This is a genomic window from Sphingobium sp. WCS2017Hpa-17, from assembly GCF_031843765.1.
Classification (GTDB): domain Bacteria; phylum Pseudomonadota; class Alphaproteobacteria; order Sphingomonadales; family Sphingomonadaceae; genus Sphingobium.
This window is the reverse complement of sequence record NZ_JAVTIV010000002.1, coordinates 361,324-386,111: the sequence shown is the minus strand read 5'-3', so window position 1 is coordinate 386,111 and position 24,788 is coordinate 361,324. Positions and strand designations below refer to the sequence as shown.

Annotated in this window: 19 protein-coding genes and 1 pseudogene; 9 read left to right on the top strand and 11 right to left on the bottom strand. The window is 63.8% G+C overall.

Going from position 1 to position 24,788, the window contains the following annotated elements:
- The 8 genes from RQH62_RS05950 to RQH62_RS05915 all read right to left on the bottom strand — a co-directional run bounded on the left by RQH62_RS05950 (nucleotide 1) and on the right by RQH62_RS05915 (nucleotide 9,854).
- On the bottom strand, nucleotides 1-690 hold the full coding sequence (locus tag RQH62_RS05950; RefSeq protein WP_311267824.1) for an FCD domain-containing protein: 690 nt from the start codon (nucleotides 688-690) through the stop codon (nucleotides 1-3).
- Nucleotides 687-1,454 carry an AraC family transcriptional regulator gene (locus RQH62_RS05945; protein ID WP_311267823.1) on the bottom strand — a complete coding sequence of 256 codons (768 nt, stop codon included), beginning with the start codon at nucleotides 1,452-1,454 and terminating at the stop codon, nucleotides 687-689. The genes RQH62_RS05950 and RQH62_RS05945 overlap by 4 nt, the downstream gene beginning before the upstream one ends.
- A gap of 57 nt (nucleotides 1,455-1,511) precedes the next feature.
- Nucleotides 1,512-2,816, bottom strand: a complete 1,305-nt coding sequence (locus RQH62_RS05940; protein ID WP_311267822.1) for an MFS transporter — start codon at nucleotides 2,814-2,816, stop codon at nucleotides 1,512-1,514.
- On the bottom strand, nucleotides 2,816-3,754 hold the full coding sequence (locus RQH62_RS05935) for an alpha/beta hydrolase (protein ID WP_311267821.1): 939 nt from the start codon (nucleotides 3,752-3,754) through the stop codon (nucleotides 2,816-2,818). Before RQH62_RS05935 ends, RQH62_RS05940 begins: the two co-directional genes overlap by 1 nt.
- A gap of 85 nt (nucleotides 3,755-3,839) precedes the next feature.
- Nucleotides 3,840-5,243 carry an FAD-linked oxidase C-terminal domain-containing protein gene (locus RQH62_RS05930; RefSeq protein ID WP_311267820.1) on the bottom strand — a complete coding sequence of 468 codons (1,404 nt, stop codon included), beginning with the start codon at nucleotides 5,241-5,243 and terminating at the stop codon, nucleotides 3,840-3,842.
- A gap of 4 nt (nucleotides 5,244-5,247) precedes the next feature.
- Nucleotides 5,248-7,332: a TonB-dependent receptor gene (locus RQH62_RS05925; RefSeq protein ID WP_311267819.1), complete on the bottom strand. Its 2,085-nt coding sequence runs from the start codon at nucleotides 7,330-7,332 to the stop codon at nucleotides 5,248-5,250.
- 276 nt (nucleotides 7,333-7,608) lie between these two features.
- On the bottom strand, nucleotides 7,609-8,370 hold the full coding sequence (locus tag RQH62_RS05920) for an SDR family oxidoreductase (protein ID WP_311267818.1): 762 nt from the start codon (nucleotides 8,368-8,370) through the stop codon (nucleotides 7,609-7,611).
- Between the two features lie 11 nt (nucleotides 8,371-8,381).
- Nucleotides 8,382-9,854: a carboxylesterase family protein gene (locus tag RQH62_RS05915; RefSeq protein ID WP_311267817.1), complete on the bottom strand. Its 1,473-nt coding sequence runs from the start codon at nucleotides 9,852-9,854 to the stop codon at nucleotides 8,382-8,384.
- Between the two features lie 231 nt (nucleotides 9,855-10,085).
- Between RQH62_RS05915 and RQH62_RS05910 the strand changes: the two genes are divergently transcribed.
- From RQH62_RS05910 to RQH62_RS05895, 4 genes are read left to right on the top strand one after another with little or no spacing between them, the layout of a single operon-like run.
- Nucleotides 10,086-12,158 carry a TonB-dependent siderophore receptor gene (locus RQH62_RS05910; protein ID WP_311267816.1) on the top strand — a complete coding sequence of 691 codons (2,073 nt, stop codon included), beginning with the start codon at nucleotides 10,086-10,088 and terminating at the stop codon, nucleotides 12,156-12,158.
- Nucleotides 12,155-12,463, top strand: coding sequence for a ketohydroxyglutarate aldolase (locus RQH62_RS05905; protein ID WP_311267815.1), 309 nt, complete (start codon nucleotides 12,155-12,157; stop codon nucleotides 12,461-12,463). The genes RQH62_RS05910 and RQH62_RS05905 overlap by 4 nt, the downstream gene beginning before the upstream one ends.
- Nucleotides 12,460-13,968 carry a PepSY-associated TM helix domain-containing protein gene (locus tag RQH62_RS05900; protein ID WP_311267814.1) on the top strand — a complete coding sequence of 503 codons (1,509 nt, stop codon included), beginning with the start codon at nucleotides 12,460-12,462 and terminating at the stop codon, nucleotides 13,966-13,968. Before RQH62_RS05905 ends, RQH62_RS05900 begins: the two co-directional genes overlap by 4 nt.
- Nucleotides 13,965-14,285, top strand: a complete 321-nt coding sequence (locus RQH62_RS05895; protein WP_311267813.1) for a DUF3325 family protein — start codon at nucleotides 13,965-13,967, stop codon at nucleotides 14,283-14,285. The genes RQH62_RS05900 and RQH62_RS05895 overlap by 4 nt, the downstream gene beginning before the upstream one ends.
- Here the strand turns inward: RQH62_RS05895 and RQH62_RS05890 are convergent.
- Nucleotides 14,282-15,649, bottom strand: a complete 1,368-nt coding sequence (locus RQH62_RS05890; protein ID WP_311267812.1) for an ATP-binding protein — start codon at nucleotides 15,647-15,649, stop codon at nucleotides 14,282-14,284. The genes RQH62_RS05895 and RQH62_RS05890 overlap by 4 nt on opposite strands.
- Nucleotides 15,646-16,377 carry a response regulator transcription factor gene (locus RQH62_RS05885; protein ID WP_311267811.1) on the bottom strand — a complete coding sequence of 244 codons (732 nt, stop codon included), beginning with the start codon at nucleotides 16,375-16,377 and terminating at the stop codon, nucleotides 15,646-15,648. The genes RQH62_RS05890 and RQH62_RS05885 overlap by 4 nt, the downstream gene beginning before the upstream one ends.
- Nucleotides 16,378-16,734: 357 nt before the next feature.
- Here RQH62_RS05885 and RQH62_RS05880 point away from each other — a divergent pair, with 357 nt between their 5' ends.
- Genes RQH62_RS05880 through RQH62_RS05870 form a run of 3 tightly spaced genes read left to right on the top strand, consistent with a single transcriptional unit; the run spans nucleotide 16,735 to nucleotide 22,392 of the window.
- Nucleotides 16,735-17,865: an efflux RND transporter periplasmic adaptor subunit gene (locus RQH62_RS05880; protein WP_311267810.1), complete on the top strand. Its 1,131-nt coding sequence runs from the start codon at nucleotides 16,735-16,737 to the stop codon at nucleotides 17,863-17,865.
- A gap of 10 nt (nucleotides 17,866-17,875) precedes the next feature.
- Complete coding sequence (locus RQH62_RS05875) at nucleotides 17,876-21,028, top strand: efflux RND transporter permease subunit (protein WP_311267809.1); 3,153 nt, start codon at nucleotides 17,876-17,878, stop codon at nucleotides 21,026-21,028.
- Complete coding sequence (locus RQH62_RS05870) at nucleotides 21,025-22,392, top strand: efflux transporter outer membrane subunit (protein ID WP_311267808.1); 1,368 nt, start codon at nucleotides 21,025-21,027, stop codon at nucleotides 22,390-22,392. Before RQH62_RS05875 ends, RQH62_RS05870 begins: the two co-directional genes overlap by 4 nt.
- Nucleotides 22,393-22,634: 242 nt before the next feature.
- On the opposite strand, the gene RQH62_RS05865 is transcribed toward RQH62_RS05870, so the two are convergent.
- Nucleotides 22,635-23,315: a CDP-alcohol phosphatidyltransferase family protein gene (locus RQH62_RS05865; RefSeq protein ID WP_311267807.1), complete on the bottom strand. Its 681-nt coding sequence runs from the start codon at nucleotides 23,313-23,315 to the stop codon at nucleotides 22,635-22,637.
- A 129-nt stretch (nucleotides 23,316-23,444) separates the two neighbouring features.
- On the opposite strand from RQH62_RS05865, the gene RQH62_RS05860 reads away from it, so the two are divergent.
- Together RQH62_RS05860 and RQH62_RS05855 are read left to right on the top strand one after the other, a co-directional pair.
- Complete coding sequence (locus RQH62_RS05860; protein ID WP_311267806.1) at nucleotides 23,445-23,714, top strand: hypothetical protein; 270 nt, start codon at nucleotides 23,445-23,447, stop codon at nucleotides 23,712-23,714.
- Between the two features lie 298 nt (nucleotides 23,715-24,012).
- Nucleotides 24,013-24,734 (top strand): annotated as a pseudogene (locus RQH62_RS05855) (IS5 family transposase).
- Nucleotides 24,735-24,788 lie beyond the last annotated feature (54 nt).

Below are 24,788 nucleotides of genomic sequence, written 5' to 3'. Positions count from 1 at the left end.
TCAGGAACCCAGCATCTGGCCGATCGACGTGTCGAAATGCCGGTCGATCGCTGCCGCCGCGCCCACGGAATCGCGCCGCGCGATCGCCTGCGCCAAATCCATGTGACAGGCCAATATCTCCTGCCGCTGCGTATCGGTCTGCCGCGTTTCCCAGGCACGGGGCACCGCCGTTTCCATCAGCGGTGCGAAGGAGCGCATGATCTGCGCGAACAGCAGGTTCGACGCCGCCTCCGCAATGGCGGTGTGTAGCGCGATATCCTGCCGCGTAACCTGCTCCATATCGTCCTGCCCGTCGGCCATGGCTTGCGCGATCGAGAGGATACTGGCCGCCTGCTCGTCGGTGCGCCGTTGCGCCGCGAGCGCGGCGATGCGCAGTTCCAGCGTGCGCCGCACATCCCACACATCGGCGACGCTCACCTGCTCGGTCGACACGGCATGGTCGAGCGAAGCGCCCATGACCGATCCGTCGATCGCGCCGACCCGCGCACGCCGGCCATTACCGACATCAATCAGACGCAGCGCCGCGAGCGCGCCAAAGGCCTCGCGCATCACCGCCCGGCTGACGCCCAGATCGGCGGCAAAACTACCCTCGCCCGGCAGCGTGTCGCCGACTTTCAGGCCATGGTCGCGAATATGGTCGCGCACCGCCTGAATGGCGCGATTGACAAGGGAACCGCCATCTTCCGTCATGCCGCCAGCCTGTGCGCACGATATTGCGTTGGCGCAACGCCGAAATGGCGGGCGAAGGCGCGGGTGAAGCTGGCGTTGTTGAGATAGCCGCAGCGATAGCCGACCGAGGATACTGGTAATTCGGTAGCCAGCAGCATCGCCCCGGCCCGGTCGAGCCGCTGCGCGGTGATCGCATCGGCCACGGTACAACCGAACATGTCGCGATAACCCCGCGTCAGCTTGGCCCGGTTGAGGCCACAGGCCCGCGCAATAGCATCCAGCGTCAGCTTTTCCGCCCAGCGATCCTCGATCAAACGGCGCGCCGCCACCAGCCGTTCGCTATCGGCGCGGGACAGCAGCGCATCCTGCCCGATCGGCACATAACCCTCCTCTCGCCCGATCCGTAGCAGGTCGCAGAGCAATTCGATGCTCTTGGCCAGGCGATAGGGGGTGGCGGCGGCCGCATGCAGGCTACAGTCGCGGATGGCCAAGGCGATGGCCCGCAGTGGCGTCGGAAGATAATAAGCGACGCCCGGCGTCAGCGCCATATCGCCGTCTGCCACTCGCTCGCATGCGTCGGGCGATACCAGCAGTATGAGGCGGCTGGCCTGATCCTCGTTCAGATCATCCAGTGAAGGCCGATCGATCAGCCGAACCGAAGCCGCCTGCCCCACCGCGCCAAAGCCCAATATGAAGGCCGCCGTCAATCCCGCATCATTGGCGGGCACGGCCATACCCGGTCCGACCAATGCGATCATTTCCGGCGATACGATGATTCGGTCCATGGGCCTTCTCTCCTTGCCCACATTCATGACCTATCTGATAGCTTTTGACAATAGCTATCAGATAGGTTTTACTGGCACCCACTTCATCGCCAACCAAAAGGCGCCGAGCGACACGCAACTGACGGTGACGCCGACCACCGCCAGCCCCTCGCCCAGATGCTTTTCCCCACCCAGCAGGCCGCTGATCGCGGTGACGAGCGTGGGCGCAACGCCGAAGCCGATCAGCCCGGCCAGCGCGATGAAGGCGCCAATACACAGGCCCCGCACCTCATTAGGCAGCATCACCGTCAGCGCGACCGAAGTGATCAGGCCCGTAACCGTGCCGCACAGCATCAACGCGCCCAGCGCCACGGCAAAGCTCGGGATGCCCGGCATGATCGGGAAGAGCGCGGCGGGAATACCAAGGCCAGCGGCAATCACCGCCCCGATCAGCAAGCCGCCCTTGCGGCCGCTTTTCTGCCCGATATCGGCCGCCACGCCGCCGAGCACCGATCCCACAACCCCGGTCAGGAAGATGAGGCTGCCCATCCAGCCGGCGAAATCGGGCGGCGCCAGCCCATAGCTGCGCGACAGGACAGGCGATGCCCAGATGGCGGCGGCGGCATCGGCCATCACCACGCTGACCTGCCCAATAAAGAGGGGGCCAAGGAAGGCGCGACGCGACCAGAGTTCGGCCATCACGACACGCCAAGGGGCATGAATACCAGCCGCCACTTCGCGCCGGGCCGGTTCGCGCAACAAGAGCATCGGCAGGACGAGCGCGGCGCTGATCGCCGCCAGCGCATAATGGGTGGCGCGCCACGGCGCGACGTTGGCGAACAGGCCGCTGGCAGCATCATGCAGGAAAAAACTGAGCAACCAACCCGCCAGCGCGAACGCTCCCGCCTGCCCCAAAGCTTTGCCCAGTGTCACGATCAGCAACGCCCTGCCCCGCTGATGCGGCGGGCAGAGGTCGGCGCACAGCGACAAGGCCGCCGTAAGCGCGCCGGTGGTGCCAATGCCCGCCAGCATGCGGGCAATGAAGAGCATGGTCACGCTCTGCGCCGTCGCGGTCAGGAAGGTGCCGATGGTCCAAACCACGGCCAGCCCGATGAAGAGGCGGAGCCGGTTGGTACGATCCACCAATAACCCGATGGGTATGGAAAAAAGCAGTAGCGGCACGGCGGCAGCAACGCCCTGTACCAGCGACAGCTGGAAATCGCTCAGCGCCATTTCCGCCTTGGCCCCCTCCTGCACCATGCTGAACGATCCCATCATGGTGAAGCCGGCGGCCATCGCCAGCGCCAGGATCAGCAAGGACGGCAGGATGTGCAGGAAGGATGGCGGGCTGGCCGGGGCGACGACAGGGATGATCGTCGCCATCAGGCCAGCGCCCGTTCCAGCGCGGCCCGGCTGTCGCGCCGCGCCTGCAACGATACCGGCGCATCGGCGAAGATGTCGAACGCATGGAAGGCGCCGGGATAGACGTGCAATTCGGTCGGCACCCCTGCGCGCAACAGGCGGCGGGCATAGTCCATATCTTCCTCCAGAAACAGGTCGAGCGCGCCGGTCGCGATGAAGGTCGGCGGCAGGCCGGCCAGACTGTCCGCCCGCGCCGGCGCGGCATAGGGCGACACGCCGGCCGCACCCGGCGCATGGCCGAGCAGCGCCGACCAGCCGAAATGATTATTATGCGCGGTCCAGATAAATTCCCCTGCATGGGGATGCGGATCGGCCGCCATACAGGTGCGATCGTCCAGCATCGGATAGATGAGATGCTGGAAGGCAAGGCGATATGCCCCCCGGTCCCGCGCCATCAGCGCCAGCGCGGCGGCCAGCCCCCCGCCGGCACTCTCCCCCATCACGCCGATCCGGTCAGGGTCCACACCCAGCGCATCGGCCTGTCCGAACAGCCAGCCAAGGCCAGCATAGCAATCCTCGATCGCGGCGGGGAAAGGCGCTTCGGGCGATAGCCGATAATCGACAGAGACGAGCAGGCAGTTGAGGTCCGCAACCAGCGGATGATGCAGCCATTCCAGATCGGCGGCGCTACCCGTCACGTGACCGCCGCCATGGATATGGTAGATGCAGGGCAGCGGCCCGGTGACATCCAGCGGGCGATAGATATGGAGCAGGACTTCGGGCGCGCCCTTTAGCCCCGGCACGCTGCGCCGTTCCAGCGCGACGCCGCGATCCGTAAAGGGCGGCGCGGGAAAGTCCTGTTCCCGCAGCGCTGGCAGCATGTCGGCCGACAGACGCTGGGTCGGCACCGCCTCCAGCAAAGGGCGAAGCGCCGGATCGACGAGCGGCAGACTGGTCATGGCCATCCTTTTCCTGTGATGCCCGGCCGCGCCAGGGGAACCAGCGCGGCCGGACAGTTTAGCCCCCCGGCTAAACGCCTCTGTCTCAGAAAGCGAAAATCTTGCCCGGATTGAACAGGTTCTGCGGGTCCAACGCGCGCTTGATGACGCGCATCAGATCGACCGCCTCGCCCAGTTCCTCGACCAGGCAATGCTGCTTGCCAAGGCCGATGCCATGTTCACCGGTGCAGGTGCCGTCCATCGCCAGCGCCCGGTCGACCAGCCGCTGGTTGAGCGCTTCCACCTCCACCATTTCCTCCGGTGCGTTCGGGTCGATGGAGAAGATGACATGGAAATTGCCGTCGCCGACATGGCCCAATATTGTCGCGGGCAGGCTGGCCTTGTCCAGATCCTCGCGCGTCTGGGTGATGCATTCGGCGAGCCGGCTGATCGGCACGCACACATCCGTCGCCCACCCGATCGCGCCGGGACGCATGTTGACGGCGGCATAATAGGCCTCGTGCCGGGCCTTCCATAATTTGGAGCGTTGTTCGGGCAGGTTCGACCAGCGAAATTCACCCCCGCCATTCATGGCGGCAATCTCTTCCACTGTCCGAACCTGCTCGTCCACATAGGATTGCGACCCGTGGAACTCGAAAAACAGGGTAGTCAGCTCGGGATAGTCGAGCTTCGACCAACGATTGACCGCGCGCATCTGCGCGTCGTCCAATATCTCGACCCGCGCCAGCGGCACGCCGATCTGGATCGACTGCACCACCGTATCGACCGCGCCCTGCAACGTATCGAAACTGCATACGGCCGAGGAGATCGCTTCGGGTATGGCATGCAGGCGCAACGTCACTTCGGTGATGATGCCCAGCGTCCCTTCGCTGCCGATCATCAACCGGGTGAGGTCATAGCCTGCCGCAGACTTGCGCGCGCGCCGTGCGGTGCGGATGATCCTGCCGTCGGGCGTCACCACCTTCAGGCTCAGAATCGCTTCGCGCATCGTGCCGTAACGCACGGCATTGGTACCCGAAGCCCGCGTGGCGGCCATGCCGCCGATAGTGGCGTTGGCGCCCGGATCGATCGGGAAGAACAGGCCCTGATCGCGCAGATGCTCGTTCAGCTGCTCGCGCCGCACGCCCGCCTGCACCGTGCAGTCGAAATCCTCCTGATTAACCTCAACGATGGCATCCATCCGACTGAGATCAATGGTGATCCCACCCATGACCGGCAACGTATTGCCCTCGATCGACGTACCCGCGCCAAAGGGGATGATCGGCACCCCCGCCGCCACGCACAATGTGACAAGGTCCGCCACCTCCTCGGTCGTTTGCGCGAAGACCACCGCGTCGGGCAGCACCGGCTCGAAATGGGCCTCGCTCTGCCCATGTTGCAGGCGGATCGCTTCCCCCATGGCCAGACGGTCGCCGACAAGGGCCGCGACCCGATCGAGGAAGCCGTCCGGCAGGGGTTTGCGCGGCAGCAGGGGCGTGTGGGCGCTCATCGGATCAGAACTTGAAGCTGGCGCGGACGCCATAGCGGCGCAGGTCGCCGATAATGCCCAGGTCCGATGCCGGCAGGCCGGCAAGTTGCAACGTCGTTTTCTCGATATAGGAGTCGAAATATTTCTTGTTGAACAGATTGTTGCCGAACACAGCGAACTCGATGCCCTTGGCCGTGGCGAAGGTGATGGAGCCGTTGACCACCGCATAGCCCTTCAGGAAGGTCGGCGTGGTCTGGTTCAGCGTCGCGGCCAGTCGCTTGCTCTTGCCGTTCAGGCTGGCGTTGAAGGTCAGCTTGTTGTCGCCCAGCGGCACGACATAGTCGCTGCTGATATTATAGAGCCAGTCGGGCTGGAAGGTCAGATGGTCGCTCGACAAAGTGCGGCCCGTAACATCGGTATATTCCGAGGAATCGACCAGCCGGGCGTGCATGTAGGTCAGGCCGCTGGAGATGGTCCAGTTGTCGGTCGGCCGCACCCGCGCTTCCAGTTCCGCGCCATAGCTATGGACATGGCCGGCATTGAGATCGACCGTCACCAGCCCGCCCGCGCTGCTCGGTGCGACGCTGTTCAGGCCGATATAATGTTTGTAATCGCTGAAGAAGATATCGCCCGACAGGCTGAAGGCGGACGTCGCATATTTTGTGCCGACTTCATAAGTCCAGGCGCTATCCCCCTGATAAGTGCGGACCGGCGCCGTTGGCGCATTGAAGCCGCCACCGCGATAGCCGCGCGCGACCGAGGCATAGGTCATCAGGCTGGGATTCCAGTGCCGGGTGATCGACAGGCGGGGCTCCACCTCGTTCGACTTCAGACGCGGCGCCCCCGATGCCCGGCGGTTCTCATGGTCGTAGCGCATGCCGAGCGCGACCTCCCAATCGCTCGACGGCTTCCAGAAGACGGTGCCGAAGGCGGCATAGGTGTCGCCGACACGATGATCGGACGATGGCAGCACCAGACCGAAGGGTACGATGGTATTGGCGCCCGCCGCGTCGAACGTTTCGCGGCTGTAGAACAGGCCGAACAGGGTCGAAAGCTGCTCATTCAATGTGGTGTCGAACCGCAGTTCCACCGTCTTGGTGCGCAACTGATCCCGGCCGGTCGAGCGGACGACATTGGCCGGACCGAAATCGCCGTCGCTGTCGGGCGAGTTGGTGTCGCGCGCATCATAGGCGGCGAGCAGCGTGACGCGGGTGTCGATCGCCTCGATCGGCGCCTCGATCCGGGCATTCACGCCGCGATATTTATAGGTGGTGATGCCGGTGGTGTTGAAATTATTGTTGCGCGAATAGTCGGTCGGGCCACTGACCCAGGCGTAGGGTACGTTATGGCCCTTGATCCAGTCGTAATAGCCGTTGACCGACACGGCCACATCATTGCCCGGCGTAAAGCGCAGCGTGCCGCTGACCGAGTCCGTGTTCAGGCTGTTGCTATGGCCGCCGACCGTGGTGTTGCGGATGAAACCGTCCTGCTGGCGATGCGCCCCGCCGATACGGATGGCCAGCTTGTCCTGGACGATCGGGGCAGAGACGGAGCCGGACACCAGCCAGCTATTGTCCGGGCCGGCATAGCTGGCCGCGCCCCGCGCCTCGAACTCATTGCCGGGCTGGCGGGTGATGACGTTGATCGCGCCGCCCAACGTATTCTTGCCATAAAGCGTCCCCTGCGGCCCGCGCAGCACCTCGATCCGCTCGACATCGAGCAACGGATTGTTGAGATAGGCGGTGTTGGGGCGATAAATGCCGTCGATGAACAGACCGACGCCCGGCTGCACCGTCTGCACCAGCGTGACGCCCACGCCACGGATCGACACGAACGCCCGGCCCGCGCCGTCGCTGGAGATGTTGAGGCCGGGCGACAGCGCGGCGGCTTCACGGACCGAATTGATATTCTGCTTCGCCAGCGTGTCACCGCTGATCGCCGTCACCGCGACCGGCACGTCCAGCAGCGTTTCCTGCCGCTTGCGCGCGGTGACGATGATATCGGAATTGGCGGCGGCCTCGGCGGCGGGCGCCTGCTGCGCCTGCGCTGCGATGGGAAGGGACGCGGCGATTGCGACACCGGCACATAGCAAAGCCTTCAATTTCATCATTCTCTCCTCCCGCTGTCCGAGGGAATCATGTCCGTCGGATCATATCTGGGCCTATCTGATAGGTACAGCTTTCAGATAGGTTTGGGGAGATAGTCGATTATGCCGTTCGGGTCGATCACTTCGCCGATCGGATTCGCATTTACCTGTCCAACTCGCTGTCGCATTAATCGCGATATCATCAAACACCGTTCGCCCTGAGCCTGTCGAAGGGCGCGTAAATCGCCCTTCGACAGGCTCAGGGCGAACGGACCTAGAGCCGTGTTTCGCGCCTTCCCCTCACCAGCAACTATAACCGCCATCGGCCAGCACGATGCTGCCGGTCATCAGGCTGGCCGCGTCGGACGCGAGGAAAGCGACGACCGACGCCACTTCCTCCACCTCGCCCAGACGCGCCATCGGCGTCGAGTCGATCCAGCGCCGGTACATCGGCCCTTCCTTATCCGCGAATTCGTTAAGCGGCGTGCGGATATAGGTAGGCGCCACTGCATTGACCCGAACGCCCCGGTCGGCCCATTCGGCCGCGAGGCTCTTCGTCAACTGATGCACCGCCGCCTTGGAGGCGTTATAATAGCTTTGCGGTTGCGGTCGGTTGACGATGAAGCCGCTCATCGACCCGACATTGACGATGCTCCCACGCTCCCGCGCCAGCATGTGCCGGCCAAAGGCGCGGGCGCACCAGAAGGTGCCGTTCAGATTGACGTCCAACACATTGCGCCAATGCTCGTCCGCGACCGTTTCGGCCGGCGTGTCGCTGCGCGCGATGCCGGCATTGTTCACCAATATGTCGATCGCGCCCATCCGGTCGGCAATGGCCGTCACCGCATCGCTGTCGGTCACGTCCATTACTACGCCGTCGACGTCCAGTCCCTTGTCCTGCAAACTCGCAACCGCCGCGTCGATCATGTCGGACTTCAGGTCCGCGATCGTCACCGCCGCCCCCATTTCGCCCAGCGCCTCGACGCAGGCGAGGCCAATGCCACTCGCACCACCGGTCACGAGCGCACGCCGACCATCCAGTTTCAGTCGTTCCAGATACATGGCTTTATCCTTCAGGGCATATAGGGCGCGGCGGGCATGGGCGGTTCATGCACCGCCTCCCCTGCCGCAAAGTGATAGACCAGCCGTTCGTCACGGGTGAACGGCGCCCAGGGCAGGCGGCCGTCAGTGGCGAAATCGACCCAGATGCGATGCACCCGGTCGGCCAGCGCCTGCGGCGGCGCTGCGCCACATATCCCTTCCGGTCCGGTGACGCTGGCCAGCGTATCGAACACGAAGGGCAGTTCCATCGCATGCGCCGCGCCCAGCCCGCCGAAGAGCGGCGATCGCCATTCGAACTCATACATATGAGTGCGCCCGCGATGCTCCTCGGCAAAGCGACGGGCGGGCCAGCGAAAGACGAGATCGTGCATGGCGTCGGTAAAGGCGTGGCCCGCCCTCACGCCTTTTGCTCCCATGCCATAAGCGCGGAGCAGCTTGCGCGCGCTGGGCTGATGCTTGTGCACGAACCAGGTCGCGAGCAGCCGGCCGATCTTCTCCCGCACGCCAGTGGGGATGAAGTAGAGGTTCATCTCCTCCGCATTGGTGCCGATCAGCAGATCCACCTCTGCCCCCACGCCGACCTTCAGGGCGGCAAGCGGCTTGTGGGGCAAGACATCATCGCCATGGACTGGTACGAAGCGGCTGATACCGAACACTGGCTCACGCCCTTCACCGTCGCGCAGATCGATGCGCGCTGCCGGCTGGCTGACCTTCTCCATCGCGTCCAGCATGTCGCCCGGCGCAACCGATCGGAAGCCGTCGGCATCGGGCGTGATCCTCAGCCGCTTCGCCAGCGCCTTCAACAGCCGCTGCGCCACGCCGATATCCCGCGTCATTGCGCCATGGCCGCTTTGCACGATGGCGCGCTGGAACAACCCTTTGGCGAGCGGCGAGGTGATGAGGCTGGCGACCGACATCGCCCCGGCTGATTCGCCGAAGACCGTCACATTGGCGGGATCGCCGCCAAAGGCCGCGATATTGTCCCGCACCCAGCGCAACGCGAAAATCTGGTCGCGCAGGCCAAGATTGGTCGGAATGCCGGGAATGGGCAGGAAACCCTCGATGCCAAGCCGATAATTGATCGCCACCAGCACCACACCGTCACGCGCGAAGGCGCTGCCATCCTGCACCGGCGCATCCTTGCTACCGACCACGAAGCCGCCGCCATGGATGAAGACCATCACCGGCAGACCCGCCGCGTCGCCGGCGGGCTTCCAGATGTTGAGCGTCAGATAATCGTCGCCTTTGCTCCAGCCGCTGCCCACCAGCGCCTCGACATCGACGCCGGGCACGGGGCGCACCCGCTGCGGTGCATTGGCGCCCGGTGCCAACGCGTCGCGCACCCCGCTCCAACCCTGCACCGGCTGCGGCACGGCGAAACGGCGATCACCAACAGGAGGCGCCGCATAAGGAATGCCCAGAAAGCGAACGATGCCATCATGGACGGCGCCACGCACCTGGCCAGCCCCTGTGGGCACGATCATATTCATCTGTCCGCTCCCATGACTTTTGCGGCCATCCTAAAGGGAGAAAACACAGAGAGGCGCAAAATGGCTTTGCCGCTCGGCACGGCCATGGTGCCGACCGGCGCAAATCGCCGACTGCGGCAAAAATTCCGCAACTCAGAGAAATAAACATGCAACGATTGCTAATGCGATTGACTCGCATTCCATCATCAGCCTAACCGCGCAGCGACTATGATGAAGGACGATATCATGCCCGCCTTGACACGCTCCGCCCTGCTCGCCGGCGCCATGCTCATGCTCCCTCTGCAGGCCCACGCTGCCGACGTCGACAGTAAGGACAAGGACGACACGATCATCGTCACCGGCGAAGCCAACCAGCCGTCCAGTTCCGCCACCGGTCTCAGCCTCACCCCGCGCCAGACGCCGCAGTCGATCACGATCATCAATCGCGAGCGAATTGACGACTATGCGCTGACCAACATCAACGACCTCCTCTCGCAGGCGGTCGGCATCAATGTGGAACGGGCCGAAACGGATCGCACCCAATATAATAGCCGTGGTTTCGACGTCACCAATTTCCAGATCGACGGCATCGGCCTGCCGCTGATTTCCGGCATCCAATATGGCGACATGGACACCGCCCTGTTCGAAAATGTGGAAACGATCCGCGGCGCCAATGCGATCATGACCGGGATCGGCAATCCGTCCGCGACAATCAACTATGTGCGCAAACGACCACTGGACGAATTCCAGGCGAAAGTCTCCGCCCAGGCGGGATCGTGGAACCAGTGGCGGCTGGAGGGCGACGTGTCGGTACCGCTGACCGATACCCTCTCTGCCCGGCTGATCTACGCGCATGAGGAAAAGGACAGCTATCTCGACTATAATCAAGTCAATCGCGATGTGATGGGCGGCATCGTCAGCTGGCAGGTCACGCCGCAATTGAAGGCGACCATCGGCTATTCGCGACAGGAGAATAATTCCGACGGTGTGCTGTGGGGTGCCCTGCCGCTGATCTACAGCGACCTCACGCAGATCAGCTATCCGCGCTCCACCTCCACCAGCGCCGACTGGACCTACTGGAACACCACCGATCAGAACGCTTTTGCCGAACTGGCCTATGGTTTCGACAATGGCTGGGCGGTGAAGGGCGTCTTCACCTACAAGCAACATGATGAACGGGCCAAATTGCTTTACGCCTATGGCACGCCGGACAAGGAAACGGGCCTGGGCGTCTATGGGATGACCGGCATCTATCCCACCACCTACAAACAATATCTGGGCGATTTCTATGCGTCCGGCCCTGTCACGCTGCTGGGCCGCGAACATAGCCTCGCCTTCGGCGTCTCGACGTCCTCCTCCCGTGGCAAGGCCTGGGAAGCCTTTTCCGATGAGCTGATCGAATATCCCGCCATCGGCCAATGGGATCAGGGGCTAATCGCCGAACCGACCTATCCCGACGCCATCCTGCAAACCGATGTGAAGGACCAGTTGACGCGCGTCTATGGCGCGGCCCATCTCAACCTGACCGACAGGCTGAAGGCGGTTGTGGGCGGCAGTCTGATGTGGCTCAAGACCAGCGGCACATCCTATGACGTCGACCAATATCGCAAGGACAGCAAGTTCAGCCCCTATGCCGGCCTGATCTTCGACATCGACAAGCATGTCTCGCTCTACGCCAGCTATACCGACATCTACAATCCGCAGCCCGAGGTGGACATCAACAATCGCCGCCTCGATCCGGCCAAGGGCACCAGCCTGGAGGCGGGCATAAAGAGCCAATGGTTCGATAATCGCCTCTATGCCACCGCCGCCATCTTCCGCGCCAGGCAAAGCGGCCTGGCCGAATTTGCCGGTACGTTCGACGACGGCCTGCGCAGCTATTATACCGGCGTCGACACCACATCGACCGGTTTCGAGCTGGAAGTGGCCGGCAACATCACCGACCAGTGGAGCCTGAGCGGCGGCTATACCCATCTGGATATCGAGGATGAGGATGGCAACGACACCCGCACCTGGCTGCCGACGCGGACGCTGAAACTGTCCACCACCTACAAGATTCCGGACCTCAACGACCTCAAACTGGGTGGACAGCTGCGCTGGCAAAATGCAATCAGCACACAGGCGGATGGAGGCACCATCCGGCAGAAGGGATATGCCGTGCTGGATCTGATGACGAGCGTGAAGCTGGCCGAGCATGTCAGCGCCAGCGTCAATATACGCAACGTCACCAACACGCGCTATCTCAACAGCCTGATGTGGGGCCAGGCCTATTATGCCGCGCCGCGCAGCGCGCTGGCCACGCTGAGCCTCGATTTTTGACCAAGGCGGCCGCCCGTCCCCTGCGCAGCGGCTGGCGCTATCGCGCCAATGTCGCGCTGCGCACGCTGGCCGGGACGCTTGGCGCCTATGGCGTAGCCGCGCTGGCCGCGGCGGCGCTGGCCCGCACCCTGCCGATGGCGCGGGTGGAGGCGGTCACGATCGCGACCCTGATCGCCTATCTGGTGGCGCCTGCCGTCACCATCTGGGCCTTTCTGGCGCGCGGGCCATGGCGTGCGCTGGCTGGCGTGGCACTCGCGGCATTGCTGCTGGGCGGCATCGGCTGGATGGCGGGGCAACCGGCATGAGCGGGGCGAGCACCATGGTGCGCGACGGCGCACGGCAGGCGATGGCCTGGCTGCATGGCTGGACCGGGCTGCTGCTCGGCCATATCCTCTTCATCATGTGCCTCGCCGGCACATTGAGCGTGTTCAAGCCGGAAATCAGCCGCTGGATGCGCCCCGAAATCAGCGGCCCGGCCGATCCGGTTCGTGCCATCACCGCCGCGACCAGTTGGCTATCGGCGAACACGACCGGATCGACCGGCTGGTACCTGTCGGCGCCCGATGGCCGATCCAATCTGGTCGAGGCGGCCTATGACAGCGGGGGCGAATATTTCAGCCGCGCGCTCAATCCGCTGACCGGCGCACCGCTCGCCCGCGACTCGCTGGGCGGCGAATTTTTCTACCGCCTGCATTTCGAACTGGAACTGCCCTATCCGTGGGGCCGGCTGCTCGCTTCATTGGCGGCGATGCTAATGCTGGTGGCTATCATTACCGGCATCATCGCGCATAAACGCTTCTTCAAGGATATCTTCACCTTCCGCCGGGCAAAGGGGCAACGGTCATGGCTGGACGGGCATAATGCGCTGGGCGTGCTGTCCCTGCCCTTCCACGTCATGATCACCTTCACCGGCCTGCTGACGCTGGCGTCGCTCAACATGCCCTGGGCCATGACAGCGGGCTATGGGCAGGATCTGATGGCGCTTTATAGCGACCTGACGCCCGGTGCAGTGACGAAGGCAGCGACCGGAACCAAGGCACCACTCGCCCCGATCGCGCCGATGCTGGCGCAGGCGCAGCGCCATTTTGCGGGCGCGCCGGTCGGGCGGGTCTATATCTTCAATCCCGGAGACAGCGGTGCGGTGGTAACCATCTATCCGGTCGAAACCGCGTCGATCGGCTATCTGCCGGCGGAGATCAGCTTCGATGGCTCGACCGGCACAGTGCTGAAGGCCTGGACAGAACAACGCCCTGCCATCCGCACCTACCAGACCATCTACGGTCTGCACATGGCCCATTTCGCACCGCTGCTGACCCGCTGGCTCTACTTCCTTGGCGGCGCCATGCTGACGCTGGCGATTGCGAGCGGCATGGTGCTGTGGATCGTCAAGCGGCGCGAACGCGCACCGCTGTCGATCGGCAACCGGCTGCTGGAACGGCTGAACGTCGGCGGCCTTGTCGGCGTGCCGATCGGCATCGCGGCCTTCCTCATCGCCAATCGCCTGCTGCCTTTAAGCATGACCGCGCGGGCCGAAGCCGAAGTGTCTGTCGCCTTGTGGAGCGCGGGCGCGGCGCTGTTGCTGGGCCTCGGCCTTACGCCAAAGCTGGGCTGGCCGTTTCTGCTCGGCCTGTTGTCGCTGCTCTGCGTGCTGGCCGCCTTGCTGGGGCCGATCTGGGCCAGCGATATCATGCTTGTTACCGGTAATGCCATGCTGCTGACGGCAGCGATTGCGCTGGGCTTTCTAGTGTGGAAGCAACTCCGCCGCCGTTCCACGCACACCCCGGTCCGCCGAAAGGCGGTGCCAGCATGATGCTGACCATCGGCCTGCTGTATCTTTCGCTGTTCGCGCTGGCGGCGCGGATGCAGCGGCATCGTCCCGTGCTGCTGGCGACATGGCAGAAGCGTCCCTTCGTCGCCCATCTGGAGCTGGCAGGCTGGACCTTGTTCGGCCTGTCGCTGCTCAGCCTCTGGCTATGGCAGGATAGCGGCATGGCGCTGGTTGCCTGGGTCGGCCTGCTGCCGCTGCTCGGCGGGGTCGTGCTGCTGGGCATGACCTATCGCCCGGCAATTCCCCGCGCGGGCGTCCCGGTTGCCGCCCTGCTCCTCATTACAGGATTACTCGCCTAACCCTTCATGTCGATGGTGGCGATCAGGCCGCCATCCTCGGCATTGCGCAGCCGCACCGATGCCTCGAAACTCATCGCCAGCGACCGGCTGATGGTCAGGCCAATGCCGGTGCCATGGCGCCCGCCCGGCTGGCTGCTGGCCCCGCGCGTGAACGGCTCGAACATCTGGTCGAGCTGGTCGGCGGGAATACCGGGACCATGATCGCGCACATGAATCAGCAGCCGCCCGCCAGTCCGTGCGCAACTAATCTCTGCGCTGCCGCCATATTTGACGGCATTGTCGACCAGATTGGCGATGCAGCGGGTTAGCGCGTTGGGCTTGACCCGCACCGTGCCGCCGCAGCCGCTGATGAAATGCACCGGCGCGCCCAGTTCCTCGGCGTCCTCCGCCATGCTGGTCAGCAGGGAATCGATGTCGAGCGAGGACCATTCTTCCCGCGCCTCGATACTGCTGGCAAGGTCCAGCCCCTCCCGCACCAGCGTCTGCATTGCCTGATGATCGGCGAGCAGGCGCGCGCGCAATTCCTCATTCTCCACCAGTTCCAGCCGCAGCCGCAAGCGGGTGAGCGGGGTCTGGAGATCATGGCTGATCGCAGCGAGCAATTGCGTCCGCTCGGCAAAGCCGGCACGGGCGCGGCGCTGCATCAGGTTGAAGGTGGAGAGGGCCGCGCGTACCTCCTCCGGCCCTTTCTCCGGAATTTCCTCCGGGTCGAGCGACACGGAAAAGGCTTCCGCCGCCTGCTCCAGCCGGCGCAACGGCTTCGACACGAATCTGGCGACCAATATGGCCAGCCCGGCCGATGAGGCGATGATGACGATCAGGTAGAGCGGATTGAAGATCGTGCTGGGTGGCTTGGCCATCCGTGGAAAGCTGAGCGCGAGCGCCCGGCGTTGCCCGATCCCATCGGTGTAGCGGATGACCCAGCAGTCGGGGCGCGGCGCGTCGACCAGACCGGCCAAAAACTCCCTAGTCCTGTATTTGTCGGGGAAGCAAAGGCCGATGGGCACTTGGCCTGCTTCGGGTTCGGATCGCGGCCCCAGTCGCGCTTGCAGCAGGGACTCAAGATCGGAATCCTGCTCGTTCAGGCTGATGCCTTCCGGCGCGGGGGCCACGCCGATGATGCTATGCGTCGCCATCATCGTTTCGATCCGCCTCGGGTCGCGACGAAACCGATCCGCGACATCGATCGCGCTGGCCAATACGCGCTGGCGGCGTATCCGCTCGAAATCATGATGGCGCGTCTGTTCCGCCACCAGCAACGCCACGATAGCCGCGACCGACATTCCGAGCGTCAGGATCAGGAAGATTTGTCCTGCCATCGACCGGAAGAAGCTGCGGGCGCGGCCGATCGCCGGGCGGATCATGAATGGTCCACCGCGCAGGCCAGTACATAGCCTTCGCCACGCACCGTCAGGATCAGGTCTTCACCGCCCGGCAGCGTCGCCAGCTTGTGCCGCAACCGGCTGATCTGCAAATCGATCGACCGGTCGAAGGCAGCCGTAGCGCGGCGTTCGGGCAATAATGTCTCACGATCCAGCACGACATTGGGTTCATCGATAAAGCGACTGAGCAGGCGGAATTCGGCGGAAGACAGCATCACCAGCCGCTCGTCGAGCGCCACCAGCCGCCGCTGGATCAAATCCACTCGCCACGGGCCGATATGGGCATAGCGCATGGCTGTGGCAGGGCGCGCGGCCGGCCCGGTGCGTGCACGGCGCAGCAGGTTGCGGATGCGCACCAGCAACTCGCGCGGCTCGAACGGCTTGGTCAGATAATCGTCCGCCCCCAGTTCCAGCCCCAGCACCCGGTCGATCGCGCTGCCCCGCGCCGTCACCATGATGATCTGCACGTCCGATCCGTCGGCCCGCAACTCCCGGCACAGCGACAGGCCATCGCCATCGGGCAGGTTCAGGTCCAGCACGATCAGGTCGACATCCTCGTCACGCAGCGTCTGGCGCAGTTCGGCGAGGTTGGCCGCTGCCAGCAGCCGGTAATTTTCCTGCCGCAACTGGCCCACGATCAGGTCGCGAATATCGGCATCGTCATCGACCACCAGCACGGTGGCGGGATTAAAGGAAGACGCGTCAGCCATGGCCCATCCTAGCGCGTGATGCATTAAAAGTCTGCGCTTCTTCGTGCGCGATACAGGCTGATACAAAGCGATACGCAGATGTGCTGCGGTGCAACCTATCGTGGCAATCGGAAAATAAGTCGCTCTACCATGTGACGGACAAAGCCGCGATGAGAACGCTGTCGGCTCCCCCCGCCGACACAAGAGAGTCCTTGCGATGCCTGTCCCTGCCCTTACGGCCGGGGACCGGTACAGCGGGCCGCCCGATCGCGCACATCCCCTCCCTCCCCCTTGTGCGTCCGGGTCGGTTCTGCCGCTGTCCCGGTGGGCATCGCAGGGGCCAGTCTGGCCCGTCGGTTTTAGGATAAGCGTCACAACATGCCCATTTCCACCCTGCATAGCCTTCGGGTCGCACCGATCGCCCTGGCTCTCAGCCTTGCCGCGTGCGGGCAGCAGAAACCGCCGGAAAAAGGACCGGTAGAGGTAGGCGTGGTGACGCTGACGGCGGAAAACACCACCGTGTCGAGCGAACTGCCCGGCCGCACCGTGTCGACCATGATGTCGGAAGTCCGCCCGCAGGTGGCGGGCCTGATCCAGAAGCGTCTCTTTACCGAAGGCGCGATGGTCACGGCCGGCCAGCCGCTCTACCAGATCGACTCCCGCCTCTATCGCGCATCGCGGGACGAGGCGCAGGCCAGTCTGGCAAGCGCGCAGGCGACGGCGGCGGCCGCGCAGGCCAAGGCGCAGCGCTATCGCAGCCTCGGCGACACCGAAGCCGTCAGCGCACAGGATCGCGACGATGTGATCGCCACCGCGCGGCAGGCGCAGGCTGCGGTGCAACAAGCCCGTGCCAGCCTCCAGACCAGCAGCGTCAATCTCGACTTCACGCTGGTTCGCGCGCCGATCAGCGGACGTATCGGCCGCACCCTCTTCACCCCCGGCGCGCTGGTGACCACCAGCCAGACCGATCCCCTCACCACGATCCAGCAACTCGACCCCATCTATGTCGACGTGACTCAGTCCAGTTCGCAGATACTGGCGCTGCGCCGCTCATTGGCGGCAGGCAAGACGCTGCCGGCCAGCGCGACCATCCGGCTGAAGCTGGACGATGGCAGCGACTATCCGCAGGAAGGCCGCATCGAATTCGCCGAACCGATCGTGGACGTGAACAGTGGCACCGTCACCTTGCGTGCCCGCTTTCCGAACCCTGACGGCCTGCTGATGCCCGGTATGTTCGTGCGCGTCGTCGCGCCGCAATCGGTAGTTCCCGGTGCCATCCTCGCTCCGCAACAGGGTATCAGCCGCGACCCCAAGGGCAATGCGACCGCGCTGGTCGTCAACAAGGCGAACAAGGTCGAGCGCCGCACGGTCACCGCCGCGCAGGCGATCGGCGACAAATGGCTGATCACGGCGGGCCTCAAGGCCGGCGACCGGCTGATCGTGGAGGGCACGGACAAGGTGCAGCCCGACGCCGTCGTCAAGCCCGTCGCCGTCAAGTCGACGAAGTAGGAGCCGTCCGTTGCTGAGTCGCTATTTCATCGAACGCCCGATCTTCGCTTGGGTCATCGCCATCGGCATCATGCTGGCGGGCCTGGGGGCGATGCTGTCGCTGCCGATCGCCCAATATCCCGATATCGCCCCGCCCGGCGTCGGCATCAGCGCCACCTATCCCGGCGCGTCCGCCGAAACCGTCGAAACCAGCGTCACGCAGGTGCTGGAACAGCAGTTGACCGGCATCGATGGCCTGATGTATTTCTCCTCCTCGTCCACCGCGACGGGGCAGGCGCGCATCACCGTCACCTTCCAGAAGGGCACCGATCCCGACACGGCGCAGGTGCAGGTGCAGAACCGGGTGCAGCAGGCGCTGAGCCGCCTGCCCAATGCGGTGCAGCAACAGGGCCTTTCCGTCACCAAGCAGCAGACCGACTTCCTGATGCTGGTCGGCCTGTATGACGAAACGGATAGCGCGACGCAGGCGGATATCGCCGACTATCTGGTCAATAATTTCCAGGATCCGATCGCCCGTATCGACGGCATCGGCGCCACACAGATTTTCGGCTCGCAATATGCAATGCGCGTGTGGCTGGACCCCTATAAGCTGGCCGCCGTCAAGCTCATGCCGTCCGACGTGCAAAGCGCGATTTCAGCGCAGAATGTCGAAGTGTCGGCCGGCCAGATCGGCGCCGACCCCGCCCCCGCCAACCAGCAGATCAACGCCACGGTCACGGCGCGCGCGCGCCTCCAAACGCCCGAACAGTTTCGCAACATCATCGTCAAGACCCAGACCGACGGCTCGATCGTCCATCTGTCCGACGTCGCGCGGGTGGAACTGGGCAATGAAAGCTATAGCACGGCGGCCCGGCTGAACGGCCATCCGGCATCCGGCATCGCGTTGCAGCTTGCGCCGGGCGCCGACGCGCTCAAGACCGCCGAACTGGTCAAGGCCAAGGTCGCCGAACTGTCCGGCAGCCTGCCGCACGGCTACAAGGTCGTCTATCCGCGCGACACCACCCCCTTCATCAAGCTGTCGGTCGAGGAGGTTATCAAGACCCTGCTCGAAGCCGTCGCGCTGGTCGTCGTGGTGATGTTCGTCTTCCTGCAAAGCTGGCGCGCGACCCTTGTCCCCGCCATCGCCGTGCCGGTGGTGCTGCTCGGCACCTTCGGCATCCTCGCCCTGTTCGGCTATTCGATCAACACGCTGACCCTGTTCGGCATGGTCCTGTCCATCGGCCTGCTGGTCGACGACGCGATCGTCGTGGTCGAAAATGTCGAGCGCATCATGGAGGAGGAGGGGCTTTCCCCACGCGAGGCGACGATCAAGTCGATGGAGGAAATAGGCAGCGCGCTGGTCGGCATCGCGCTCGTCCTCTCTGCCGTGCTGCTGCCCATGGCTTTCTTTGGTGGCTCTACCGGCGTCATCTATCGCCAATTCTCCATCACTATCGTGTCGTCCATGCTGCTGTCTGTGGTCGTCGCGCTGATCCTGTCGCCCGCGCTGTGCGCCACCCTCCTCAAATCCGCGAGCGAGGAGCATCGCGACAAGGGCTGGGCCGGCAAGTTCAACCGCTGGTTCGAGCGGATGACGAATGGCTATGTTCGCCGCACCGAGCAGGTGATGGGCCGGCGCAAGCTGTTCTGGGGCGTGTATGTCCTCATTCTGGGCCTGCTGGTGCTGGTCTTCGTGCGCCTGCCGTCCAGCTTCCTGCCAGTCGAGGATCAGGGACAGGTGATGGTGCAGGTCACCCTGCCCGCCGGTGCCAAGTCCAGCCGCACCGCAGCGGTTATCGATCAGGTGCAGAATTATTTCCTCAACGATGAAAAGGACAATGTCGCCTTCGCCTTCATCATGACCGGCTTCAGCTTCCAGGGTCAGGGTGAGAATGTGGGGCAAGGCTTCATCAACCTGTCGCCATGGGACGACCGTAAGGGCGCGGCGAACACCGCAACGGCGATTTCGGGCCGCGCCACCAAGCAGTTGGCGGCGATCCGCGATGCGAAGGTGCTGGGCATGACCCCGCCCGTCATTCGCGGCCTTGGCCAGTCGAACGGCTTCACCTTCGAACTGCTCAACAATGGCAGCCTCAGCCGCGAACGCTTCCTCGAACTGCGCAACCAGTTGATCGAGGCCGCGTCAAAGGACCCGATCCTCGCCGGCGTCCGCGCCGCCTCGCTTGAAGACACACCGCAGCTCAAGGTCGACATCGACAATGAGAAACTGGCCGTGCTGGGCCTGACGCAGGCCAATGTCGATGCGGTGCTGAGTTCTGCCTGGGGCAGCACCTATGTCAACGACTTCGTCGATCGCGGCCGCGTGAAGCGCGTCTACATGCAGGCCGACGCGCCCTATCGCGCCCTGCCGACCGATATCGACAACTGGATGGTACGATCGACCAGCACCGGCGAGATGGTCCCCTTCTCCGCCTTTGCAACGACCCACTGGACCATGGGGCCAAGCACCGTCTCGCGCTTCAACGGCCTGTCCTCCTTCGAAATCCAGGGTCAGGCCGGCAGCGGCGCCAGTTCGGGCGATGCTATGGATCGGATGGTCGAATTGCAGAAGCAGCTTCCCGCCGGCACCAGCTATGCCTGGAGCGGCCTTTCCTATCAGGAACAGCTCTCCGGCGGTCAGGCGCCGCTTCTTTACGGCCTCTCGGTACTGGTCGTGTTCCTGTGCCTTGCCGCTCTTTATGAAAGCTGGTCTATCCCACTGGCGGTGCTGCTCGTCATTCCCCTGGGCCTGATCGGCGCGGTGCTGGCGGTATGGGCGCGCGGGCTGGAGAATAACATCTTCTTCCAGGTCGGCTTGCTCACCACCATGGGTCTGGCGGCGAAGAATGCGATCCTGATCGTCGAATTCGCCGAACTGGCGCACAAACAGGGCAAGGATGCGTGGACCTCCGCGCTGGAGGCCGCGCGCCTGCGCTTCCGCCCGATCCTGATGACCTCGCTCGCCTTCATTGCCGGCGTCATCCCGCTGGCGATCGCAACCGGCGCGGGCGCGCAGAGCCGCGTCGCGATCGGCACTGCCGTGGTCGGCGGCATGACGACCGCCACGGTGCTTGCGATCTTCTACGTGCCCCTGTTCTTCCTCACCATCGCCCGCCTGTTCGGCAGCGACAAGACTAAGTCTACGCCGCCCGCCCCGGCGCCCGGCGCAGGAGTCCCCGCATGATCCGCGCTGTCCTTTCCGCTGCGTCACTGCTGGCACTGGCAGGCTGCAATATGGCACCGACCTATGTCCGCCCGACGCTGCCGGTGCCCGCAACCCTGCCCAGCGGGGAAGCCTATGCCCCGACGCAGGCAGGCGAAAAAGCCGGTCTGCCATGGACGCAACTGGTCAGCGACACGCGCCTGCACACGGTCATCGAACGGGCACTGGCGAATAACCGCGACCTGCGTGTGGCCATCGCCAACATCCAGTCGGCACGCGCGCAATATAAGGTGCAGCGCGCGGCCCAATTGCCCACCCTCACCGCCGATGCGGCGGCCAGCTTCACGCGCCAGAATGATGCTCGCCAGAACAGCTACAGCGCCGATCTTGGCTTCAGCGCGTTCGAGATCGACCTGTTCGGCCGGGTCCGCAACCTGACGCAATCGGCGCTGGAAACCTATCTGGCGACCGAGGAGGGCGCGCGATCGACCCGCATCACCCTGATCGCCGAAACCGCGACGGCCTATGCGACGATGGCGGCAGATCAGGAATTGCTGGCCCTGTCGCGCGAGACGCAGGCCAGCGCGCAGCGCACATTGGACCTGACCCGTTCGCTCAACGTCGCCGGCTTGGCCGGCAAGCTGGACGTGCATCAGGCCGAAACCACGGTGGAACAGGCCGCGTCGGATGTCGCCGCCAACATCACCCAGGTCGCGCAGGACCGCAATGCGCTCGACCTGCTGGTCGGCGCCCCGGTCGAGGACGCCTTGCTACCCCAGTCGCTCGACAGCCTGATCGCCGGCGTGGCGAAGGTGCCGGCGGGCCTCACCTCCGACATACTGCTCCAGCGCCCTGACGTGCTACAGGCCGAACATCAGTTGAAAGCCGCCAATGCCGATATCGGCGCGGCACGCGCGGCGATGTTCCCGACCATCAGCCTGACGTCGGCCATCGGGGTGGCCAGTTCGGCTTTGTCCTCGCTCTTCACCGGCGGCGGCTTCGCCTGGTCGGCCAGCCCGTCCGCCAGCCTGCCGATCTTCGGCGGCGCCAATCGCGGCAATCTGGAGTATAGCAAGGCCCAGCGCGACCTCTATGTCGCCCAATATGAAAAGGCCGTGCAGACCGCCTTTCAGGAGGTTGCCGACGGGCTGGCCCGCGCCGGTACGATCGACGCGCAACAGGCGGCGCAGCGCCGGCTGGTGACGGCCAGCCAGCGGGCCTATGATCTGGCGGACCAGCGCTATCGATCGGGCATCGACACTTTCCTTACCGCCCTCACCAGCCAGCGATCCCTCTACAGCGCGCGTCAGTCGGCCATTGCTACCGACCTGGCGCTGGTCAGCAATCGAGTGCTGCTCTATCGGGTGATCGGCGCCGATCAGTAAGCAGGTATATTAATTTTTCTCCCCCCTTCTCCGCCGCCGCGAATCTGTTATGCTGCACGGATAATGAGGGAGAGGAACCATGCTGCTACTGGCACGGTGTCTGGATTGGCTTTGCCAATTATTTGCGTCGGGCGCGCAGGATGAAGTGCGCCTCAATCAATTGATCTCGCGCTGCGGCGCGCGGGACCATCGCCACCCGTGATACGGGCGGGCCGATCCCATGCGGACCGGCCTCACCCCGATCAGCGGCGTTCGGCCAGAGCGAGCCTTTTGGCGGTCGTCAGCGTCTGCTTGATGAACAGCAGGACCAGGATCGTGCCTACGATGCCGACGAACAGGTCGAAGCCGGACACTGCACCGAACCAGCCCGGCGCATAGCCCAGCAGCATCATCGCGATGGTCAGTCCGATCAGCAACAGCCGCAATTCCGTGGGACCGGCCGCCAGATAGGATAGCTTGAACTCCCCCAGCACCCGTGCCGACAGATAGGCATGGATCGACAGCAGCAAATAGCCGGCCAGCGCCACCAGCGCGACATCCATGCGGATATAGGGGCTGGCGCCCATGCCGGCCAGAATCAGCAGAGTCGCCAGACCGTCGCAGCTATGGTCGATGAAATAGCCGTAGGAAGGACGCTCGATCTTGCGATAGCGGGCTAGGCTGCCGTCCATGGAATCGCCGAACCATTGCACCGCATAACCGGCGATGGCGAGCCACAACCAGTCGACGCCCCAGTTGCTCGCGGCATAGCCGGCGAAGATGGCAAAGGCGCCGACCATGCCGATCCCGGTCAACAAATCAGGCGTTACCCAGCGCGGCATGCGGGCGCACAACCAGTTGAGAAGGCGACGTTCCCCTACGGCCAGCACATTTTGCTGGATACGGGCGATGGGTGGGGCCGTGGGGCCGGATGGCAATGACATGGGGCTTTATGACGGAAGCGTGACGCCAAGACAATATTCGTTGCATCACACTCCGGAAAGCCATTGCCTATCTGCCCGCTTCAAGGCCAAAGGCGGCGTACGGAACGATTGCGACGTCTCGCGGAGGATATGATGAGCAAGGACCGGCCCCAGGATCTGCGCGACATAGTGGCGCGCATGGAACAGCGCCCGTCCAATCCGGTGCGGCGCGCGCGGCTGATGGTCGAGCAGGAAGTGCCGCCGGCGCGTCGTGGTCCCGGCTGGGACCGGCACTGGCGCGAACTGGAAGCCTATCTGGATGACAGCGTGGAATGGCGCATGCCGCAAGGGCTGGACGACATGCCGTCCGATGCGGACAAAAAGAGGGCCGATCCGAAGACCAGCCCTGAAAGTTTTTAGGAGAGGATGCCTGAAAGGCACGTTCTTTGTGCCTCGATCGTCATTTTTCCGCAAGTGCGAACGAGATGTTCGCACTTGCAAAAATTGCATTCGTAGCACAATGCAACGCTTTCCCTAGCGTAAAGCATGTTTACGCACAGCCTTTTAGCCGAACGGGGAAACGGGTTTCGCTATGCGACTCGGCCTGTCCCACGCGCGGAACCTATCAAATTGCTTGCGGCGATGAGGATTGGTAGATTCAATGATGGCGCAAGGAGGCGTTGCTATGAGTGATCTGATCTGGCTGTAGGAGGCGCGGATGCGCCGGGTCGAGCCACATCCCGCTGTCATACGGCGTGCCACGGGTCGATGATCGGCGGACCATCAGCGATATCATCTGCGTGATCAGGAATGGCCTGCGATGGCGCGATGCGCCTGCTGATTATGGTCCGCCCAAGACGATCCATAATCGTTTCATCTGATGGAGCCGGTTCGGGGTGTTCAACCAGATCTTCTCCACCCTCTCGACACAGGGTGGCAAGCCCGACCAGTTATGATCGGTGCGACACATTTAAAGGCGCACCGGACCACGGCCAGCTTGCTCTGAAGGGGTGGCTCCCAGACATATCGGACGCGCCAAAGATCGCCTGAATTCGAAGTTCCATGTCGTATGCGACGGCAGGGACGGACCGCTTATCATGTTGCTCAGCGAAGGCGAGATGAGCGACTATAAAGGCGCAGTCCTGATGCTCCATGCCCTACCCCGCGCCAAGGCCCTGCTCGGTGATCGGTGCTACGATGTCGACGGGTTCCGCAAGACACTCGCGGAGCGCTATATCGCCGCCGGCATTCCGTCAGAGAAAAGCCCAAAGACCCCGATCCGGCACGATCTCAAGCCCTATCGCCAACGCTACAAGATCGAGAACATGTTTGGCGGGCTCAAGGACTGGCGGCGCATCCATCCCCGCTACGACCGATGCGCACACCTTCATATCCTCCATCTGCATCGCCGCGACCGTTGTCTTCTGGATCAATCAATGAGTCATGAGCTTAGTCATTCAAACCCCAACCAACCAACTGCAATCGCTCCAGATC

Coding starts and splice junctions, on each gene's coding strand:
- RQH62_RS05880 (WP_311267810.1), top strand. CDS start 16,735: ATGCCCATTTCCACCCTGCATAGCCTTCGGGTCGCACCGATCGCCCTG.
- RQH62_RS05900 (WP_311267814.1), top strand. CDS start 12,460: ATGAGCGGGGCGAGCACCATGGTGCGCGACGGCGCACGGCAGGCGATG.
- RQH62_RS05910 (WP_311267816.1), top strand. CDS start 10,086: ATGCCCGCCTTGACACGCTCCGCCCTGCTCGCCGGCGCCATGCTCATG.
- RQH62_RS05915 (WP_311267817.1), bottom strand. CDS start 9,854: ATGATCGTGCCCACAGGGGCTGGCCAGGTGCGTGGCGCCGTCCATGAT.
- RQH62_RS05885 (WP_311267811.1), bottom strand. CDS start 16,377: ATGGCTGACGCGTCTTCCTTTAATCCCGCCACCGTGCTGGTGGTCGAT.
- RQH62_RS05940 (WP_311267822.1), bottom strand. CDS start 2,816: ATGGCGACGATCATCCCTGTCGTCGCCCCGGCCAGCCCGCCATCCTTC.
- RQH62_RS05925 (WP_311267819.1), bottom strand. CDS start 7,332: ATGATGAAATTGAAGGCTTTGCTATGTGCCGGTGTCGCAATCGCCGCG.
- RQH62_RS05865 (WP_311267807.1), bottom strand. CDS start 23,315: ATGTCATTGCCATCCGGCCCCACGGCCCCACCCATCGCCCGTATCCAG.
- RQH62_RS05890 (WP_311267812.1), bottom strand. CDS start 15,649: ATGATCCGCCCGGCGATCGGCCGCGCCCGCAGCTTCTTCCGGTCGATG.
- RQH62_RS05930 (WP_311267820.1), bottom strand. CDS start 5,243: ATGAGCGCCCACACGCCCCTGCTGCCGCGCAAACCCCTGCCGGACGGC.
- RQH62_RS05920 (WP_311267818.1), bottom strand. CDS start 8,370: ATGTATCTGGAACGACTGAAACTGGATGGTCGGCGTGCGCTCGTGACC.
- RQH62_RS05860 (WP_311267806.1), top strand. CDS start 23,445: ATGATGAGCAAGGACCGGCCCCAGGATCTGCGCGACATAGTGGCGCGC.
- RQH62_RS05950 (WP_311267824.1), bottom strand. CDS start 690: ATGACGGAAGATGGCGGTTCCCTTGTCAATCGCGCCATTCAGGCGGTG.
- RQH62_RS05870 (WP_311267808.1), top strand. CDS start 21,025: ATGATCCGCGCTGTCCTTTCCGCTGCGTCACTGCTGGCACTGGCAGGC.
- RQH62_RS05935 (WP_311267821.1), bottom strand. CDS start 3,754: ATGACCAGTCTGCCGCTCGTCGATCCGGCGCTTCGCCCTTTGCTGGAG.
- RQH62_RS05895 (WP_311267813.1), top strand. CDS start 13,965: ATGATGCTGACCATCGGCCTGCTGTATCTTTCGCTGTTCGCGCTGGCG.
- RQH62_RS05945 (WP_311267823.1), bottom strand. CDS start 1,454: ATGGACCGAATCATCGTATCGCCGGAAATGATCGCATTGGTCGGACCG.